Consider the following 16962-nt stretch of genomic DNA (forward strand, 5'->3'; position numbering starts at 1 on the left):
ACCAGCGCGCGAAGCCGCGAATGACGCGGTCGGCGGATGCAACTACCCTCGTTCCTGTTCTGTCAGGGAGAGATTCGACCATGCCCATCCAACGCGCCTTGCCGCGCCTCGCCTGCATCACCCTGCTCGCCCTGATCGGGGCCTGCGCCCAGCAACAGGAGCAGCAGCAACCCGCCGCACCGCCCGCCGGGCAGCCCCAGGCCCCGGCCACCACCGCCCCGCAAGACCAGCAGGCCAGCGAGTTCGAGCGGATTCGCCAGCAAGCCATGCGCGGCGACCCCGATAGCCAGTACCAACTCGGCAGCCTGTACTTCGTCGGCAAGCCGCAGAAGGACCTGAAGCAGGCCGAGTACTGGTGGAAGCAGGCCGCCGACAAGGGCCACTCCCAATCGGCGTTCAGCCTGGCTTTCCTCTACACCGGCCGCGCCGATCCGGCCTTCGCCGATCAGCGCGCCATGCACAAGTACCTCGGCCAGTCCGCCGCCGCCGGCAATGCCATGGCCCAGCACGTCCTCGGCAGCATGTACGCCCAGGGCGCCGAAGGCCTGCAGCGCGACCTCTACCAGGCGCGCGCCCTGCTCCAGAGCGCCTGCGACAAGCAATACGCGCCGAGCTGCGAGGCGTTGAAGCGGTTGCCGGAGAACTGAGCGGATTCCAGGCGCGATCAGGTTCCTGTGGGGGCGAATTCATTCGCCAAGGGCAGCGCAGCTGCCCCTCCTGGCCTTTGTAGGGCAGACCTGCGGCCTGCTTGGCGAATGAATTCGCCCCTACAAATGAATTCGCCCCCACAAGCCCGGAGCCAGCTCCAGAAACGAAAACGCCCGGCACTGGCCGGGCGTTTTCATTGCAGCGGTGATCAGAACCGGTAGTTGGCGCTGAGCTCGAGGGTGCGCGGGGCACCGGGGGTGATCAGGTCCACCGAGCCGTGGGCCGAGGCATAGTAGTCGCGGTCGAAGGCGTTCTTCAGGCGCAACGCCGCATCCCATTGCGGCACGCTATAGAACAGCGCCGCGTCGAAGGTGGTGTAGCTGGGCATCACCACCTTGTTGTCCAGGGCGGTGAAGCGGTCATCCACGTAGTTGGCGCCCGCGCCCACACGCCATTCCGGGGTCAGGGAACGCACGACCCAGAGGTTGGCGCTGTTGCGCGGGGTCAGTGTCGGGGTCTGGCCTTCGTTGGGCACGCCGTTGGTCTTGCTGTTGGACTTGGTGATTTCCGCGTCCAGATAGGCATAGCCGCCGTAGACCTGCCACTTGTCGGTGAGCTGGCCGCTGAAGGTGGCCTCGAAGCCATCGGTGCGCTGCTCGCCGGCCAGTATGGTCAGTGCCGGGTTGGCCGGGTCGGTGGTCTTCATGTTGGTGCGCTCGAGGCGGAACACCGCCGCGGTCACCGAGAGACGGCTGTCCAGCAGGTCCCACTTAGCGCCCACCTCGTAGTTGGTGGTCTCTTCCGGCTCAAGGTGTTCAGCGGCCGGGCTCAGGGCGAAGACTTCCGCCGAGGGCTGGTAACTGCGACTGACGGAAACGTAGTAGGACTGGATCTGGTCCGGCTGATAGACCAGGCCGGCGCGTGGGCTCCAGGTCTTGTCGGTGCGGTCGAGGTCGACGTTCTGCACACGCTTGTCGTCGTACTCCTGGCCGAAGATGTCGTAACGCACGCCGAGCAGGGCTTTCCACTGGGAAGTCAGTTCGATCATGTCCTGCACATAGAAACCGGCGGTTTCCTGGTAGTTGGTGCCTTTGGAGGACAAGCTGTTGGCGTGGTCCGGCACCGGCACCAGGGCATCGCGGAATACCGGCACCTGGGCCACGTTGTTCTGGTTGAACACGCGCTGGTACTTGTCCTGGTAACCCAGCTCCATGCCGTAGAGCAGGTTGTGCTGCATGCCCGCCAGTTGGAGCTGCTGCTTCAGGTCGGTCTGGTTGAACACGCCGTATTCATCGCGCGCCACGTTGCCGCGGTTCAGTTTCACCAGCAGTTCGCCGTTGGGCGCGGTGACGAAGCGGGTCGCGCTGCTGTCGGCCAGGGTGTTGTTGCGGTCCAGATCGTAGTGGTAGTAGCGGGTGGTGTTGGTCAGGGTCAGATCATCATTGATCCGGTAGTCCAGGCCGGCGGTGAAGGAGAACACTTCGCTGCGGGCGTAGTCCTGGTCCGGGTCGCCGGAACCGAAGCGCTTCTCGCGGTCGACATGGACCGGACGATCACCGAGGGCGGGGATGCCGAAATCGATCAGGCGCTTGTCGTAGAGGTAGGTAGCGCCGAGGTTCAGCTCCAGGTCGTCGGACAGGCGGAAGTAGGCCGATGGCGCGATGGCCTTGCGGTCGATGTAGCCGTCGTCACGGAAGGTGTCGCTGTCCTCGAAGGCGCCGGTCACGCGGAATGCCTTGTCGCGCTGCTGCTCATCGGCCCAACCGGCATCGAACTGGGTACGGCGCTCGCCTTCGCTGTCGAAGCTGACGCCGACTTCCTGCTTGGGATCGAAGCCGGGCTTCTTGCTCACGCTGTTGATCAGGCCACCGGAGGAACCACGGCCGTAGAGCACGGCGGCCGGGCCCTTGATTACCTCGACCCGCTCGATGTTGGAAAGGTCGCGGAAGTACAGGGCGTCGTCGCGGACGCCGTCGATGAACATGTCGCCAATGGCGCTGAAGCCACGGATGGTGACCTGGTCGCGCTGGCCGTCGCCGTTGGACAGGCCGACACCGGGCACGTTCTTCAGCACGTCTTCCATGGACTGGGCGCCCTGGTCCTTGATCACGCTCTCGGGCACCACGTTGACCGTCTGCGGGATGTCGCGCAGCGGGGCGTCGATCTTCAGCGCGCTGCGGCTCTCGGTGGCCTTGTAGCTCTGTTGCTCATAGGAACTGGTAACCGACGTTGCCGGAATGGCCAGTGCGTCCTTGGTTTCAGCCTGAACAGCGGGAATTACCAGCAGGCCCAGCATCGGCAGAGATGCCGGAGCAATACGCTTTTTTGCCACCACGAGCTCCTTGTTATCAAATAAGGAACAAATGGTAACAATTGGCATTTGTAAATGAAACGTAAGGAAAGAAGAAATCTTCAATAAGAATGGTTACCGGTAAGCCGGAGAGGGCTGAGCACCGCGCCTGATCGCCCCCGGCGCAACCCCGTGGCAGCGCTTGAAGGCCCGGCTGAAGGCGGCCTCGGACTGGTAACCGAGGCGTTCGGCGAGCACCGCGATGGACAGCTCGCCCTCCTGGAGCCAGCCCAGGGCCAGGTTCATCCGCCAGCGGGTCAGGTACTGCATGGCGGGTTCGCCAACAAGGGCGGTGAAGCGCGCGGCGAAGGCCGAGCGGGACATGGCTGCCGCCTCGGCCAGGGAGACCAGGCTCCAGTCCCGCGCCGGGTCGCGGTGGATCAGGCCGAGGGCGCGGCCGATCTGGCGGTCCTGCAAGGCGCCGAGCCAACCTGTTTGGGCGACCGGGTCGCGCTCGATCCAGGAACGGATGGCCTGGATCACCAGGATGTCCGCCAATCGCGTGACCACCGTTTCGCCACCGGGGCGCAGGTCCCGGGCCTCATCCCGCATGAAGCGCAGGGTGCCCTGCAGCCAGTCGGCATACTCGGCACTGGCCGCCTCTACATGCAGCACCGACGGCAGTAGCCGCACCAGTTGGCGCGCCACCGGATGATCGAAGCGCACCGCACCGCAAACCAGGCTGACCGGCGCGCCGCCGCCGCCATGACGGAGGAGCTCATAGCGTTCACTCAGGCATTCCCGTGGCAGGTCGAACAGCGGCACCGCGACTTCGCCGGGAGCGCTGAGCAACTGGTGCCCATGGCCGTGGGGCACCAGTGCCAGATCGCCGCCACGTAGCAGCAAGGGCTCGTGACCGCCCACCTCCAGCCAGCACTCACCCGCGGTCACCACATGGAACATCAGGCAGTCTTCCATGGCCGGAAGGCCCAGCCCCCATGGCGCGGTGAATTCCGAGGCGCAGTAGAGGGTCCCGCTCATGCGCAGCAGGTGCAGCGCTTCGCCGAGAGGGTCGCGGGAAAGCCAGGGATTGTTCGGGTCCATCTCGTGTACCTCGCGTCGCCAGCACAGGGGGCATCCAATAACTCTGGACGATTGATCATGAATAGTCGACTTCCAATCATTGTTCGTCCAACCCCTCCAAACGACACTGGCCCCAAGCGCTCAGGCATGTGCCAGACAGACAAGCGCTACCAGGAGGACGAAATGATCACGGTAATGGGCGCCACCGGGCATACCGGCAAACGCATCGTCGAAGAACTGCTGAAGGCGGGTGAGCGCGTGCGTGCACTGGGCCGCTCCGCTGAACGTCTGGAGGCACTGGAGAAGGCCGGGGCCGAGGTGAGGGTCGGTGAGCCACATGACGCCGCCTACCTGGCGGAGGCCTTCCGGGGTGCCGACGCGGTCTACACGCTGCTGCCCTACGACCCGTCCGTGGCAAATTACATGGCGCAACAGGCGACGGTGGGCGAGGCCATCGTCCGGGCTGTCCGCGCCAGCGGTGTACGCCGCGTGGTGGCGATCAGCAGCGTGGGCGCCGACCTGGCCTCGGGCAATGGTCCGATCGCCAGCATGCATGAGCAGGAGTTGCGGCTACGGGCGTTGTCCGGCGTCGACCTGCTGATCTTGCGTGCGGGGGCCTTCTTCGAGAATCTGCTGCCGGCGTTCTGGATGATCGAACAGCACGGCTTGGTGGCCGATGGCGTGGGCGCGGAGGTGCCGGTGCCGATGATCGCCTCGAAGGACATCGCCGACGCCGCCATCGCGGCCCTGTTCTCCCGCGACTGGCACGGGACGCAGGTGCGGGAACTGCTGGGCCAGCGGGACCTCAGCTATGGCGAGGCCACGCGCATCCTCGGCGAGCACCTGGGCCGGCCGGACCTGCCCTATGTGCAACTGCCCTACGACGAGATGGCCGGAATGCTGGTGGACGCCGGCTTCTCCGCCAACCTGGCCGGGCTCTATGCGGAGCTGGCCGAAGGCATCAACGACCGCCGCGTGAAGTCGCTGGAAGGGCGGAATCCCGGGAACACCACGGCGACTTCGTTCGAGGCCTTCGTGGCGGAAGTGGTGGGCAACTGAAGGACAACAGGCGGAGGGGCGGATTTCCGGGCCTCGTGCGGTCGGTGCCGCGCCACCGCGACCGGCGCCTGCCTCAGCTGTTGGCGCAGGCGCTGGATTCCTTCAGATAGGTCACGGACTTCTGGTCGCCGTTGGCATCGACGTAGGTCATCTTCGCCTGGATGGTTTCGCAGGTGAGCGGGTTGGGCTCATCGATGGAGATGACACGCGCGACATCCAGCGGCATGCCGTAGCTGTAGGGCACGGCGTCGGCGGATTTGGCGGCGGAGACACTGCCACTGGCCAGGATGGCGAGCAGCAAGGCGGTACTGGTGGTGATTGCGCGATTCATGGCTGAACTCCTGGTCGGCTCTGGAGGGGCCTTGGCAGCGCTTGGCGATGCATTCCCGGCCCATGGGTAAATGAGACTCCAGGCCGGGCTCGCGAAAAAGACGACTTCACTGAAAGAGCCTTTCCGCAGGACGCAACAATCACGACCAACCGATGGCTCCCGAACCGCGCGGCGGCCACCAGGCGAGGGTGCTGCCAAAGGGTCGGTCCCGGGATTAGTCTGTTGCTGATACCCGGGAGGAGGCCAATGTCCGCTGCTGCCCAGAGCCTCAAGCTGTTTCTCGCCGGCGACCTGATGACCGCGCGCGGCATCGACGCGGTATTGCCGCATCCCGGCGACCCGCGCCTGCATGAGCCCTACCTCAAGGACGCCAGCGGCTATGTGCGGCTGGCCGAACGCATCCATGGCCCCCTGCCCCGCCCCGTCGACTACGCCTACATCTGGGGCGACGCCCTGGGGGAAATCCAGCAGCGTCAGCCCCAGGTGCGGCTGGTCAACCTGGAAACCGCGGTGACCCGGCGCGGCCAGCCGGAAGCCAAGGGCATCAACTACCGGATGAATCCGGCGAACTTCCCGGCGATCGGCGCGGCGGAAATCGATTGCTGCGTGCTGGCCAACAACCATGTGCTGGACTGGGGCCGCCCCGGACTTCTGGACACCCTCACGACCCTGGCGCGCGGCGGCGTGCAGGTGACCGGCGCCGGACGCGACCGGCGGGCTGCGGAGATGCCCGCCACGCTCCCTCTGCGCGACGGCTCGCGGCTGCTGGTGTTCGGGCTCTGCACTCCCGACTGCGGCGTACCCGCGAGTTGGGCGGCGACTGGTCGACGCTCGGGCGTCGCCTGGCTGCCGGACCTGTCGCGGCAGACCCTGGACGGCCTGGCCGAGCGAATGCAGAGCTGCAGGCAACCCGGCGACCGGGTGATCGCCTCCATTCACTGGGGCGGCAATTGGGGTTTCGAGGTTTCACCCGAACAGCAACGCTTCGCCCGGGGCCTGATCGACCAGGCCGGAGTCGACCTGGTGCATGGTCACTCCTCGCACCACGTCAAGGGCCTGGAACTGTACCGCGAACATCTGATCCTCTACGGCTGCGGCGACCTGCTGAACGACTACGAAGGCATCCAGGACTATGGCGTGTTCCATGGCGAACTGGGCCTGCTCTACTTCCCCACCCTGGCCGCCGACGGGCGCCTGCTCACCCTGGAACTGGTGCCCACCCATATCCGCCGCTTCCAGCTCGGCCGTGCCGATGCCGATGAGCGCCACTGGCTGTTCGAGACCCTGGAACGGGAATGCGCCCATCGCGGCTGCCATGTGCAGCCTTCCTACGGCCACAGCTTCGCCTTGAGCTGGTAGCTCAGGGCGTCACCTGGTAGCCGCGCTGCTGCAGGCAGCTGGTGTAGGCCGAGGAAGCCGTGCTGCTGGCCTGCTGGTTGGTGCGACGGTCCTGCCGGCGCTCCTGGCGCTGGCGCGAACCGCCTACCACGGCACCGGCCACCGCGGCATCCTTGGCACGTTCCTGCCGGTACTCTTCCTGCAACTCGTCACCGACACGGTCGTAATCGTTGCTGCGCGACTGTGCGACTGCGGCACCCGCTACGGCACCCGTGGCGGCGCCCCGGACGCGGCCGCCGGTCTGCGGCGTGGTGGTGGTCGTAGTACTGCCGGCCTGGGCCTGGCAATTGGCGATGTCCTGCTGGACCTGTTGCTGCGTCTGGCCCTGCAGCGGCACCACGGTTTCGGCGACGGCCGGCAGGCAGATGAGCGAGGCGAGCAGCGTCCAGCGGCAGGATGCGATGGGGCTCATGGCAGCGGACTCCCGGGAGGAAAATGAGTGGGGCTGGCGTGTCGCCGGCCATGTCGAGTTCAGTCTGGACCGGGGCTCAGCGCCGCGACGGCGGTGCCGACCAGTGGGCGCGGGGCGTGCGCTTCAGGTAGCCTTGCGCACCCGCTAACCTCTTAGCACTACCCAGCACCGAGCCCGCCCATGTCCGACCTGCACCCCGCCGCCCTCGATGAAATCGACCGCCAGTTGATCGCGGCCCTGCAGATCAACGCACGGGAGAGCGTGGCCACACTGGCGCGGCGGCTGGGCATCGCGCGGACCACCGTGACCTCGCGCCTGGCGCGCCTGGAGAAGGCCCAGGTGATCACCGGCTACGGCGTGCGCCTGGGCCAGCGCGTGGCCGATGGCGGCCTGCAGGCCTACGTGGGCATCACCGTGAAACCGCGCAGCGGCAGGGAAGTGCTGCGCCGCCTGACCGGCATGGCGGAGGTGCAGGTGCTCTGCGCGGTGAGCGGCGAGTTCGACTACGTGGCCTGGCTGCGCGCCGACTCACCCGAACGCCTCGACGAATTGCTGGACCTGATCGGCAGCGTCGACGGCGTTGAGAAGACCACCACCTCCATCATCCTCAGCTGCAAGATCGATCGCGGGCAGCCGTTGGCGCCGCCCCTGGCCTGAAGCCGCCACGGCGGCCACCGTTCAGAAGCGTTCCAGCCGGAAGGAAGCCAGGGCAGGCAGGCCGTGCAAACTGCTCATCGCCGTTGGCAGCCCCGCCAGTTGGGCGAGATGTTTTCGAGGTATCCAGCGTTGCCTGCGAGTGTCCTGGTGCTTTCTGGATGTGCGAGATGCGCTCCCCTGCGGAACGGGGTTATTCCGCAAGGGAGCCAGGCTGGGTCAGGCGATGTTCAGCTCCGCCGACCAGTTGGCGTACCATTGGCGGAACAGCGCGTACTGCTGCTCGGCGTAGCGCCGCTGGGAATCGCTGAGCACGTCGGTCTCGTTGTAGTGCAGGCTGTATTCCCGATCGCCATTGAGCACCATCAGGTACTTGTAGAAGAGCACCAGGTCGCAGCCCTCGTCGAAGGACGACAGCACGTCCAGCGCCGCGCTCAGCTCCAGGGCGAGGCGGCGCGCGCGGGTATCGCCCTTGGCGGCCTGCCGGCTCAGCGCCACCAGTTGCAGCACTTCGCGCGGCAGCACGTTGCCGATGCCGGTGATGGTGCCGGTGGCGTTGCAGTTGACGTAGCCGTGGAACACCTGGGTATCCACGCCGGCCATGAGGATCACCTCGTCGTCCCGGGAGGTGATGTGCTCGGCGGCGTAGCGCATGTCGGCAGCCCCGCCGAACTCCTTGAAGCCGATCAGGTTGGGGAACAGCCGACGCAGTTCGAAGAACAGGTCCGCGCGGGTGGAGAAGCTGTAGTAGGGGCTGTTGTAGATCACCGCCGGCAGCGCCGGGGCGGCCTGAAGGACGGCGGAGAAGTGCGCCTTCTGCGCCGCGGGCGAGGCGGCGCGGGAAAGCAGTCGCGGAATCACCATGAGGCCGTGGGCGCCCACCTTGGCGGCGTGCGCGGCATGGGAAACCGCCTCGCGGGTGCTGACCGCGCCGGTGCCGACGATGGTGGGTACGCCGGCCTTCACCAGGCGCGCAACACCCTCCTGGCGCTGGGCCTCGGTAAGCAGCGGCCAGTCGCCCATGGAGCCGCAGTACACCACCGCGCTCATGCCGATATCGACCAGTTCGCGACCCTTGGCGACCAGGGCGTCGAAGTCCGGCTTGCGCTCGGTGGTGCAGGGGGTCATCAGGGCGGGAATGCAACCATTGAAGATGCTGTCGTTCATTGTTCTGCTCCTTGGTGCAGGTGAGTGGTTCGGGATGCGGGCGGGCCGCTAGGCCATCAACCGCTCGATGTCGTCCAGCAGGGCCTGTTCTACCCAGACGCCCTCACGCTCGCTGCGCTTGCGTGCGGCGAAGCGGCGCTGCGAAGGAAGGCGTGCACCCTGGTCGGTGATGGCGGCGAACAGCTGCTCGGCGCGCCGCTGGCCCTCTTCCATCGCATTCCCGAGGAAACGCGCGGGGTCGAAGGCCAACAGCAGCTCGCCGTGGCAGGGTGTTGCACCGGCGCCGGCATCGAATGCCAGGGATTCGGCGCTGGTCATGTCACCGATCAGCGCGCCGGCCAGCAGTTCGATCATGGCGGCGAGCGCCGAGCCCTTGTGGCCACCGAAGGTCTGCATGGCCCCTTCCAGTGCTGCACGCGCATTGGTGGTGGGCCTGCCATTGGCATCCAGACCCCAGCCCAGGGGTATGGGCTTGTCCTGGCGGGCGTGCAGTTCGATATCGCCCCGCGCAATCGCACTGGTGGCGAAATCGAAGACGAAGGGCTCACGCCCTTCCCGAGGCCAGGCGAACGCCAGCGGGTTGGTGCCGAACACACCCTTGCTGCCGCCCTCCGGCGCCACCCAGGCGTGGCTGGGCGTCATGGCCAGGCCGACCAGCCCCTCGGCGGCGATGGCCTCGACTTCCGGCCAGAGCGCGGAGAAGTGGAAGCAGTTGCGGATCACCAGGGCGGCGACGCCGAGCTCACGGGCCTGCTCCACCAGCAGCGGCAGCCCCGTCTGGAACGCCAGCAGCGAGTAACCCCGGTGGGCGTCGACGCTGACGATGGAGGGCGCCGGCCGGCTCACCGTAGGCCGGGCCAGCGGATCGACCTTGCCGGAGCGCAGCGATTGCACGCACACCAGCACACGATAGAGGCCGTGGGAGTGGCACTCGTCGCGCTGCCCCTGGGTGATGGTGTCGGCGATGGCCCGGGCGTGATCCGCGCCCATGCCGTTGCGAGTCAGCGCGCGCATCGCCAGTGCATGGACCTGGTCGAGGTCGAGGTTGATGAGTTCGCTCATATCCGTACTCCTTCTCGCTGGATGTCAGGACGAGGCCTGGCTGTGGACCGCCGCCGGATGCAGACCCGTGTCGGTATCGGCGCCCTCCTCGCTTTCATCCTCGCCACTCAGGATGATCAGCTCGGCCGGTACGCCCGTCGCCGCGCCCCAGTAGTAGATCGCCGTCGCACCGGCAGCCACGGCGAGGGTGTCGAACGGGTGGTCGAGTACGCCCAGGCCACCGAAACTGCCGAGCCAGGAGAGCAGGAGGGTGGTGACGTAGAAGCCGATCAGCCAGGCGGACGAGCGCACCTGCTGGGCCAGGCTCAGGTGCTCGGTGGGCACGAAGCGCCGGCACAGCAGGTAGATCACGAACATCAGGATCTGCAGGCTCAGCAGCCAGGACACGGTGTTCCAGCCCGACCAGTAGACGATCAGCGCGGCGATGACGAAGGACAACGGCCCCATCACGCTCATGCCCCGGACCCGGAACGGGCGCGGCATATCGGGGGCGTTGCGACGCAGGGCGGCGACGGTCACCGGTGCCACGGCGTAGCTCAGTACCAGCGCGGCCGACACCACGTTGATCAGGGCCTCCCAGGACGGGAACGGCAGGGTCCAGAACACCGACAGGGCGAAGGTCAGCCAGAGCGCCGGGCGCGGGATGCCGGACTTTTCGTCGATGCGGGTGAAGATCCTGAAGAAGGTGCCGGTCTGCGCCCAGCCGTAGACGACCCGGGGGGTGGCGTTCATGTAGATATTGCCGCAGCCGCTGGGAGAGACCACCGCATCGGCCACCACCAGGTAGGCCAGCCAGCCCACGCCGAGCACCAGGGCGATGTCCCGGTACGGCAGGGCCAATTCCCTGGAGATCCCGGCCCAGCCGTTGGCCAGCATTTCCGTGGGCACGGCGCCGAGGAAGGCCAGTTGCAGCAGCACGTAGATGGCGGTGGAGAGCAGGACCGAGAGGATCAGCGCGATTGGGATGGTGCGTTGCGGATTCTTCACTTCGCTGGCCACCGAGATGATCGGCGTGAGTCCCAGGTAGGCGAAGATGATCCCTCCTGCAGAGACCGCCATCTCGATGCCCGAGAGGCCGAAGGGCGCGAAGCCCTGGACCACGAAGTTCTCCGGCTTGAAGAAGGCGAACAGCACGCCGATGACCAGCAGGGGCACGATGAACTTGAACACGCTGACCAGGTTGTTGGCCCTGGCGAAGGTCTTGACGCTGCGGTAGTTGAGCCAGAAGAACAGACACAGCAGGCCGAACTGCACGAGCCAGCCGAGGATCGTCGGATCACTGGAACCGGCCTCGGTCAGCCCCGGGAACCAGGCCGCCGCGTACTGGCGGGAGGCGACCACTTCGATCGCCACCAGGCTGGAGAAGGCGATCAGGGTGATGAACCCCATCAAGTAACCCAGCAGCGGGCCGTGGGAGAACACCGGATAACGCACCACGCCGCCGGCACGTGGCAGCGCCGCGCCCAGCTCGCAGTAGATGATGCCGAGCAGCAGCACGGCGAACCCGCCGAGGAACCAGGAGATGATCCCCGCCGGGCCGGCGATGGCGGAGACGTGGCTGGCGGCGAACAGCCAGCCGGAGCCGAAGATGGCCCCCAGGCCGATAAAGGTCAGGTCCATCAACGAGAGTTGCTTCTTGAATTTTCCGGACATGGCGTAGCCTTGTTGTGCGTTATTCGATGGGCTGGTGGATGGCCATTCGAGGCCGCGATCGGTGTGGCGATGCGGCCCCTGCTGGGTGCGTATTCCTTCGGTTCTCCGACCTGGGCGATGGCCATAGAGTGGACGAGCGGCGAACCATCGCGCTTGATGCCTTCCCCCGTTCCGGATGACGAAATCAGCACAGTAGGCATGGCTGCCGGCGCATAAGGGCCTTGGCTCCAGCCTGCCATCGACCGGCCACGAGCTCTGGAGCAAGCTTCCGGCGAGGGCATTGCCAGTCAGCCTCAGGGAGGATGGAAATGATGTCGCGTAGCGCGTTTGCCGAACTCTGCACAGGGAGCGAGCGCCGCCCCTTCGCGAGCAGAGCTCGATCCTACGGTTTCTTCCCTCGCCGGCTAGGCTGGAAAAGGGACGGACGGAGCAGTTTCGTCATAACGCTCTACCTGATCGTCATTTCGTATCACCAACAATCCAAATGACGACACTCTGCATCTTAAAGACGAAATCCACGCTCCCTAGAATGGCCCCACCGCTGCCCCGCGCGGCAGCTCCTCTCACCGCCATCAAGGTCCACCATGAACAACAACAATCGCCACCCCGCCGACGGCAAGAAACCCATCACCATCTTCGGTCCGGACTTCCCCTTCGGCTTCGATGACTGGATCCAGCATCCGGCTGGCCTGGGCAGCATTCCCGCCGAGCATCATGGCGCCGAGGTGGCGATCGTCGGCGCCGGCATCGCCGGCCTGGTGGCGGCCTACGAGCTGATGAAGCTGGGCCTCAAGCCCGTGGTGTACGAGGCCTCGAAGATGGGCGGACGCCTGCGCTCGCAAACCTTCGAAGGCACCGACGGCATCATTGCCGAGCTGGGCGGCATGCGCTTCCCGGCGTCCTCCACCGCCTTCTACCACTACGTGGACATGCTCGGCCTGAAGACCCAGCCCTTCCCCAACCCGCTGACCCCGGCCTCGGGCAGCACGGTGATCGACATCGAGGGCAAGACCTACTATGCCGAGAAGATGGAAGACCTGCCCAAGCTGTTCCTGGAAGTAGCCGACGCCTGGGCCGACGCCCTGGAAGATGGCGCCCGGTTCGGCGATATCCAGCAGGCCATCCGCGACCGCGACGTGAAGCGCCTGAAGGAGCTGTGGAACACCCTGGTGCCGCTGTGGGACGACCGCACCTTCTACGACTTCGTGGCCAGCTCCAAGGCCTTCGCCAAGCTGTCCTTCCACCACCGTGAGGTGTTCGGCCAGGTGGGCTTCGGCACCGGCGGCTGGGACTCGGACTTCCCCAACTCGATGCTGGAAATCTTCCGCGTGGTGATGACCGCCTGTGACGATAACCAGCACCTGATCGTCGGCGGCGTGCAGCAGGTGCCCATGGGCATCTGGCGCCACGTCCCCGAGAAATGCGTGCACTGGCCGGCCGGCACCAGCCTGGCCTCCCTGCACAATGGCGCAGCACGCCCCGGCGTGAAGCGCATCGCCCGCGCCGCCGACGGCCGTCTCGCGGTCACCGACAACTGGGGTGACACCCGCCACTACGCGGCGGTGCTCGCCACCTGCCAGAGCTGGCTGCTGACCACCCAGATCGAGTGCGAGGAATCGCTCTTCTCGCACAAGATGTGGATGGCCCTGGACCGCACCCGCTACATGCAGTCGTCCAAGACTTTCGTGATGGTCGACCGCCCGTTCTGGAAGGACAAGAATCCGGAAACCGGCCGCGACACCCTGAGCATGACCCTCACCGACCGCCTCACCCGCGGCACCTACCTGTTCGACAACGGCGACGACAAGCCGGGCGTGATCTGCCTGTCCTACTCCTGGATGAGCGACGCGCTGAAGATGCTGCCGCACCCGGTGGAGAAGCGCGTGAAGCTAGCCCTGGACGCGCTGAAGAAGATCTACCCGGACGTGGACATCGCCGGCCACATCATCGGCGACCCCATCACCATCTCCTGGGAATCCGACCCGCACTTCCTCGGCGCCTTCAAGGGTGCGCTGCCGGGCCACTATCGCTACAACCAGCGGATGTACGCGCACTTCATGCAGGACGAGATGCCTGCCGAGCAGCGCGGTATCTTCATCGCCGGTGACGACGTGTCCTGGACCCCGGCCTGGGTGGAAGGCGCGGTGCAAACCTCGCTCAACGCGGTCTGGGGCATCATGAAGCACTTCGGCGGCAGCACCTCGGTCGAGAACCCCGGCCCGGGCGACCTGTTCGCCGAACTCGGCCCCATCGCCCTGCCGGACTGAACCAGGAGACCTGCATGCGCATCGCCCTCTACCAGTGCCCGCCCCTGCCGCTGGCCCCTGAAGCCAACCTCGATCGCCTGCGCCAGCGGGCGGCCGAAGCAGCCCTGCGCGGTGCGGCCCTGCTGGTCAGTCCGGAGATGTTCCTCAGCGGCTACAACATCGGCCTGGACGCGGTCAGCGCCCTGGCCGAACCCCGCGACGGCCCCTGGGCCGCGCGGGTGGCCGAGATCGCCCGGGAGAACGGCATCGCCATCCTCTACGGCTACCCGGAGCGCAGCGCCGAAGGGGCCATCTTCAACTCGGTGCAACTGGTGGATGCCCGCGGTGAGCGCCTGGGCAACTACCGCAAGACCCACCTCTTCGGCGAACTGGACAACAGCATGTTCAGCGCCGGCGGCGAGGACTATCCGCTGCTGGAACTGAACGGCTGGAAGCTGGGAATGCTGATCTGCTACGACGTCGAGTTCCCCGAGAACGTGCGCCGCCTGGCCCTGGCCGGCGCCGACCTGGTGCTGGTGCCGACGGCCAACATGGAGCCCTACGACTTCGTCTGCGAGGTGCTGGTCCGTGCCCGCGCCTTCGAGAACCAGTGCTACCTGGCCTACGCCAACTACTGCGGCGGCGAGGGCGAGATCCGCTACTGCGGCCTGTCCAGCGTCAGTGCGCCGGATGGCAGCCAGGCGGCGGTGTGTGGCCGCGAGGAGACCCTGGCCTTCGCCGATCTGCGTCGTGACCTGCTGGAGAAATCCCGCGAGAGCATCACCTACCTCAAGGATCGGCATCCGGAGTTGTATCGCCCTCTGGTGTGAGCGACTACCTGTAGGGGCGAATTCATTCGCCAAGCAGGCCGAAGGTCTGCCCTGCAGGGCCTGTCGGGGCAGCTGCGCTGCCCTTGGCGAATGAATTCGCCCCTACAAGCCCCATCCTATGTACTGCCCCTACACCAACCCGCCGCCTGGTGTGCTCAGGTCAGCGCCGCATGGGGCCCGGTGAGGTAATCCAGCAGGCGGAACAGCGTCGGCGCCATGGCGCTGCAATGGGGAAAACCATCGCGGATCGCCGCCGCATCTTCCACCGCGCCGGGCAGTTCCAGGTCCGCTGTACAGTTCGCGAGCATGGCCCCGATGCTCGCAGGCGTACTTTCCAGATGGCATTGCAGGCCGATGGCGCGCTCCTCCCAGACGAAACCCTGGTTGGCACAGGCCGCCGAGCCGTAAAGCGCAATCGCCCCCATGGGCAGGTCGAAGGTCTCGCCGTGCCAATGCATGGCCAACAACCGCTGGGGCAGCATCCGGCCCAGGGGCGAGCGATCCGCCTCGGCGCGTTTTTCCATGGGCCACCAGCCGATCTCCGCCTCGCCCTTGCGCACCTCCGCTCCCAGCGCCTCGGCCAGCAACTGGGCGCCGAGGCAGATGCCCAGCAGCCGCTTGCCGGCGTCCAGGGCCTTGCGGATCAACCTCTTCTCCGCTTTGAGCCAGGGCAGTTCGGCTTCATCGTGGATGCTCATGGGGCCGCCCATGAGGATCAGCAGATCGAAGTCGTCCGGATTCGGCAGGCGGGCATTGGCATGGAGGTTGTACACCCGAACCCGCGCCGCACGCAGGTCGAGCCATTGGAGGATGCGGCCGGGCCCCTCGAACGGGGCGTGCTGCAGGATGGCGACGCGCATGTCAGGCAATCTCCAGGGGTTTGCTCTTGGCCAGGGCGAAGGCGCGGTTCAGGCGCTTGAGCATCTCATCGACATTGGCGCGGCTCACGGTCAGCGCCGGGGTGAAGCGCAGGCAGTCGGCCTGCGGCGCGTTGATCAGCAGCCCTTCGTCGAGGGCATGACAGACCACTTGGGGCGCAGCCTGCCCGATCAGCGGCAGGCCGATCATCAACCCGTGGCCGCGCAGCGGGCCGTGGCCATGGCGACGGGCGACCCGCGCGAGACCTTCGCGCAGGTGCTGGGCGACTTCGCGCACCTGCTCCAGGAAGCCGGGCTCCAGCACGGTGTCCAGCACCGCGAGGCCAGCGGCGGTCATCAGGGCATTGCCGTGGTAGGTGCCGCCCTGCTCGCCCGGTTCGAAGCAACAGGCATTGCCACGGGCCAGCAGCGCAGCGAGCGGCACGCCACCGCCCAGGCCTTTGCCGAGGGTGATGATGTCGGCGCGGATGCCATACAGCTCCTCGGCCAGCAGGGTGCCGCAGCGGCCGATGCCGGTCTGCACCTCGTCGAGGATCAACAGCACGCCGCGCTCGCGGCACAGGCGCTCGGCGCCCTGCAAGTAATCCAGGGTGGCGGGAACCACGCCGGCCTCGCCCTGTACCGTCTCCAGCATCACGGCCACCGTGCCTTCGTCCACTGCCGCGGCCAGGGCGTCGAGGTCGTTGTAGGGCACCTTGGTGAAGCCCGGCAACTTGGGTTCGAACAGGGTTTCGAAAGCCGGCTTGCCGGAGGCGGACATGGTGGCCAGGGTGCGCCCGTGGAAGCTGTTGCAGGCGGTGACGATGCCGTATGCGCCGCCCCGGTGCAGCCGGCCCCACTTGCGCGCCAGCTTGATCGCGCCCTCGTTGGCTTCGGCGCCGCTGTTGAGGAAGTAGACCTGGTCGCTGCCGCTAGCCTGGCACAGGCGCGAGGCCAGCCCGAGCATGCCGCGGTTGTAGTAGGCCGGACCGGGGTTGATCAGGCTTTCCGCCTGGCGCTTGAGGGCATCCACCACCACGCTGGGGCTGTGGCCCAGGCTGTTGACCGCCCATCCCTGGGTGAAGTCCAGGTAGGCGCGGCCGTCGGCATCCCAGAGCCAGGAACCCTGGCCGCGCACGAAGAGTTGCGCCGGACGCTCCACGGTCTTCATCAGGCGCAGGCCGGCAAGGGGGTCACGCATGTTCGGGAACCTCTTCGTGGCGGTACTCGATGCCCAGCAGGCGTAGGCCTTCAGGGGCCTGCTCGAGGATG

General features: G+C 66.6%; 15 protein-coding genes. 6 read left to right on the forward strand and 9 right to left on the reverse strand.

From position 1 onward, the window contains the following. Positions 1 to 80 precede the first annotated feature (80 nt). On the forward strand, positions 81 to 647 hold the full coding sequence (locus ACFW0H_RS19920) for a tetratricopeptide repeat protein (RefSeq protein ID WP_422915589.1): 567 nt from the start codon (positions 81 to 83) through the stop codon (positions 645 to 647). Positions 648 to 856: 209 nt separating this feature from the next. Here the strand turns inward: ACFW0H_RS19920 and ACFW0H_RS19925 are convergent, their stop codons facing one another. Continuing rightward, a complete protein-coding gene (locus tag ACFW0H_RS19925; protein ID WP_422915590.1) occupies positions 857 to 2980 on the reverse strand; it encodes a TonB-dependent receptor in 2124 nt (707 codons plus the stop codon). A 93-nt stretch (positions 2981 to 3073) separates the two neighbouring features. Beyond that, positions 3074 to 4042, reverse strand: a complete 969-nt coding sequence (locus ACFW0H_RS19930; RefSeq protein ID WP_422915591.1) for an AraC family transcriptional regulator — start codon at positions 4040 to 4042, stop codon at positions 3074 to 3076. 126 nt (positions 4043 to 4168) lie between these two features. Here ACFW0H_RS19930 and ACFW0H_RS19935 point away from each other — a divergent pair, with 126 nt between their 5' ends. Then, positions 4169 to 5080: an NAD(P)H-binding protein gene (locus tag ACFW0H_RS19935; RefSeq protein ID WP_422915592.1), complete on the forward strand. Its 912-nt coding sequence runs from the start codon at positions 4169 to 4171 to the stop codon at positions 5078 to 5080. 73 nt (positions 5081 to 5153) lie between these two features. Here the strand turns inward: ACFW0H_RS19935 and ACFW0H_RS19940 are convergent, their stop codons facing one another. Beyond that, complete coding sequence (locus ACFW0H_RS19940) at positions 5154 to 5411, reverse strand: DUF2790 domain-containing protein (RefSeq protein WP_422915593.1); 258 nt, start codon at positions 5409 to 5411, stop codon at positions 5154 to 5156. Positions 5412 to 5657: 246 nt separating this feature from the next. On the opposite strand from ACFW0H_RS19940, the gene ACFW0H_RS19945 reads away from it, so the two are divergent. Next, entirely contained in the window at positions 5658 to 6770 is a 1113-nt protein-coding gene (locus tag ACFW0H_RS19945; RefSeq protein ID WP_422915594.1) for a CapA family protein, read from the forward strand. A 1-nt stretch (position 6771) separates the two neighbouring features. On the opposite strand, the gene ACFW0H_RS19950 is transcribed toward ACFW0H_RS19945, so the two are convergent. After that, on the reverse strand, positions 6772 to 7221 hold the full coding sequence (locus ACFW0H_RS19950) for a hypothetical protein (protein ID WP_422915595.1): 450 nt from the start codon (positions 7219 to 7221) through the stop codon (positions 6772 to 6774). Positions 7222 to 7401: 180 nt separating this feature from the next. Between ACFW0H_RS19950 and ACFW0H_RS19955 the strand changes: the two genes are divergently transcribed. Beyond that, positions 7402 to 7878: an Lrp/AsnC family transcriptional regulator gene (locus ACFW0H_RS19955; protein ID WP_422915596.1), complete on the forward strand. Its 477-nt coding sequence runs from the start codon at positions 7402 to 7404 to the stop codon at positions 7876 to 7878. Between the two features lie 216 nt (positions 7879 to 8094). Here ACFW0H_RS19955 and ACFW0H_RS19960 read toward each other — a convergent pair whose 3' ends face one another. The 3 genes from ACFW0H_RS19960 to ACFW0H_RS19970 are packed head-to-tail and all read right to left on the reverse strand — an operon-like array spanning position 8095 to position 11757. Then, positions 8095 to 9042, reverse strand: a complete 948-nt coding sequence (locus ACFW0H_RS19960; RefSeq protein ID WP_422915597.1) for a dihydrodipicolinate synthase family protein — start codon at positions 9040 to 9042, stop codon at positions 8095 to 8097. 48 nt (positions 9043 to 9090) lie between these two features. Further along, on the reverse strand, positions 9091 to 10104 hold the full coding sequence (locus tag ACFW0H_RS19965; protein WP_422915598.1) for an Ldh family oxidoreductase: 1014 nt from the start codon (positions 10102 to 10104) through the stop codon (positions 9091 to 9093). 24 nt (positions 10105 to 10128) lie between these two features. Next, positions 10129 to 11757, reverse strand: a complete 1629-nt coding sequence (locus ACFW0H_RS19970; protein WP_422915599.1) for an APC family permease — start codon at positions 11755 to 11757, stop codon at positions 10129 to 10131. Positions 11758 to 12341: 584 nt separating this feature from the next. Here ACFW0H_RS19970 and ACFW0H_RS19975 point away from each other — a divergent pair. Together ACFW0H_RS19975 and ACFW0H_RS19980 are read left to right on the forward strand one after the other, a co-directional pair. After that, positions 12342 to 14024: a flavin monoamine oxidase family protein gene (locus tag ACFW0H_RS19975; RefSeq protein WP_422915600.1), complete on the forward strand. Its 1683-nt coding sequence runs from the start codon at positions 12342 to 12344 to the stop codon at positions 14022 to 14024. Positions 14025 to 14038: 14 nt separating this feature from the next. Next, a complete protein-coding gene (locus ACFW0H_RS19980; RefSeq protein ID WP_422915601.1) occupies positions 14039 to 14833 on the forward strand; it encodes a carbon-nitrogen hydrolase family protein in 795 nt (264 codons plus the stop codon). Between the two features lie 155 nt (positions 14834 to 14988). Here ACFW0H_RS19980 and ACFW0H_RS19985 read toward each other — a convergent pair whose 3' ends face one another. Continuing rightward, positions 14989 to 15693, reverse strand: coding sequence for a type 1 glutamine amidotransferase (locus ACFW0H_RS19985; protein ID WP_422915602.1), 705 nt, complete (start codon positions 15691 to 15693; stop codon positions 14989 to 14991). 1 nt (position 15694) lies between these two features. Further along, positions 15695 to 16891, reverse strand: a complete 1197-nt coding sequence (locus ACFW0H_RS19990) for an aminotransferase class III-fold pyridoxal phosphate-dependent enzyme (protein WP_422915603.1) — start codon at positions 16889 to 16891, stop codon at positions 15695 to 15697. Positions 16892 to 16962 lie beyond the last annotated feature (71 nt).

This window comes from Metapseudomonas cellulosilytica, from assembly GCF_049334135.1.
Taxonomy (GTDB): domain Bacteria; phylum Pseudomonadota; class Gammaproteobacteria; order Pseudomonadales; family Pseudomonadaceae; genus Metapseudomonas.

Bases quoted from the DNA above. Each gene is read 5' to 3' on its own strand.
- ACFW0H_RS19920 (WP_422915589.1), top strand. From the start codon at position 81: ATGCCCATCCAACGCGCCTTGCCGCGCCTCGCCTGCATCACCCTGCTC.
- ACFW0H_RS19930 (WP_422915591.1), bottom strand. From the start codon at position 4,042: ATGGACCCGAACAATCCCTGGCTTTCCCGCGACCCTCTCGGCGAAGCG.
- ACFW0H_RS19935 (WP_422915592.1), top strand. From the start codon at position 4,169: ATGTGCCAGACAGACAAGCGCTACCAGGAGGACGAAATGATCACGGTA.
- ACFW0H_RS19940 (WP_422915593.1), bottom strand. From the start codon at position 5,411: ATGAATCGCGCAATCACCACCAGTACCGCCTTGCTGCTCGCCATCCTG.
- ACFW0H_RS19945 (WP_422915594.1), top strand. From the start codon at position 5,658: ATGTCCGCTGCTGCCCAGAGCCTCAAGCTGTTTCTCGCCGGCGACCTG.
- ACFW0H_RS19950 (WP_422915595.1), bottom strand. From the start codon at position 7,221: ATGAGCCCCATCGCATCCTGCCGCTGGACGCTGCTCGCCTCGCTCATC.
- ACFW0H_RS19955 (WP_422915596.1), top strand. From the start codon at position 7,402: ATGTCCGACCTGCACCCCGCCGCCCTCGATGAAATCGACCGCCAGTTG.
- ACFW0H_RS19960 (WP_422915597.1), bottom strand. From the start codon at position 9,042: ATGAACGACAGCATCTTCAATGGTTGCATTCCCGCCCTGATGACCCCC.
- ACFW0H_RS19965 (WP_422915598.1), bottom strand. From the start codon at position 10,104: ATGAGCGAACTCATCAACCTCGACCTCGACCAGGTCCATGCACTGGCG.
- ACFW0H_RS19970 (WP_422915599.1), bottom strand. From the start codon at position 11,757: ATGTCCGGAAAATTCAAGAAGCAACTCTCGTTGATGGACCTGACCTTT.
- ACFW0H_RS19975 (WP_422915600.1), top strand. From the start codon at position 12,342: ATGAACAACAACAATCGCCACCCCGCCGACGGCAAGAAACCCATCACC.
- ACFW0H_RS19980 (WP_422915601.1), top strand. From the start codon at position 14,039: ATGCGCATCGCCCTCTACCAGTGCCCGCCCCTGCCGCTGGCCCCTGAA.
- ACFW0H_RS19985 (WP_422915602.1), bottom strand. From the start codon at position 15,693: ATGCGCGTCGCCATCCTGCAGCACGCCCCGTTCGAGGGGCCCGGCCGC.
- ACFW0H_RS19990 (WP_422915603.1), bottom strand. From the start codon at position 16,891: ATGCGTGACCCCCTTGCCGGCCTGCGCCTGATGAAGACCGTGGAGCGT.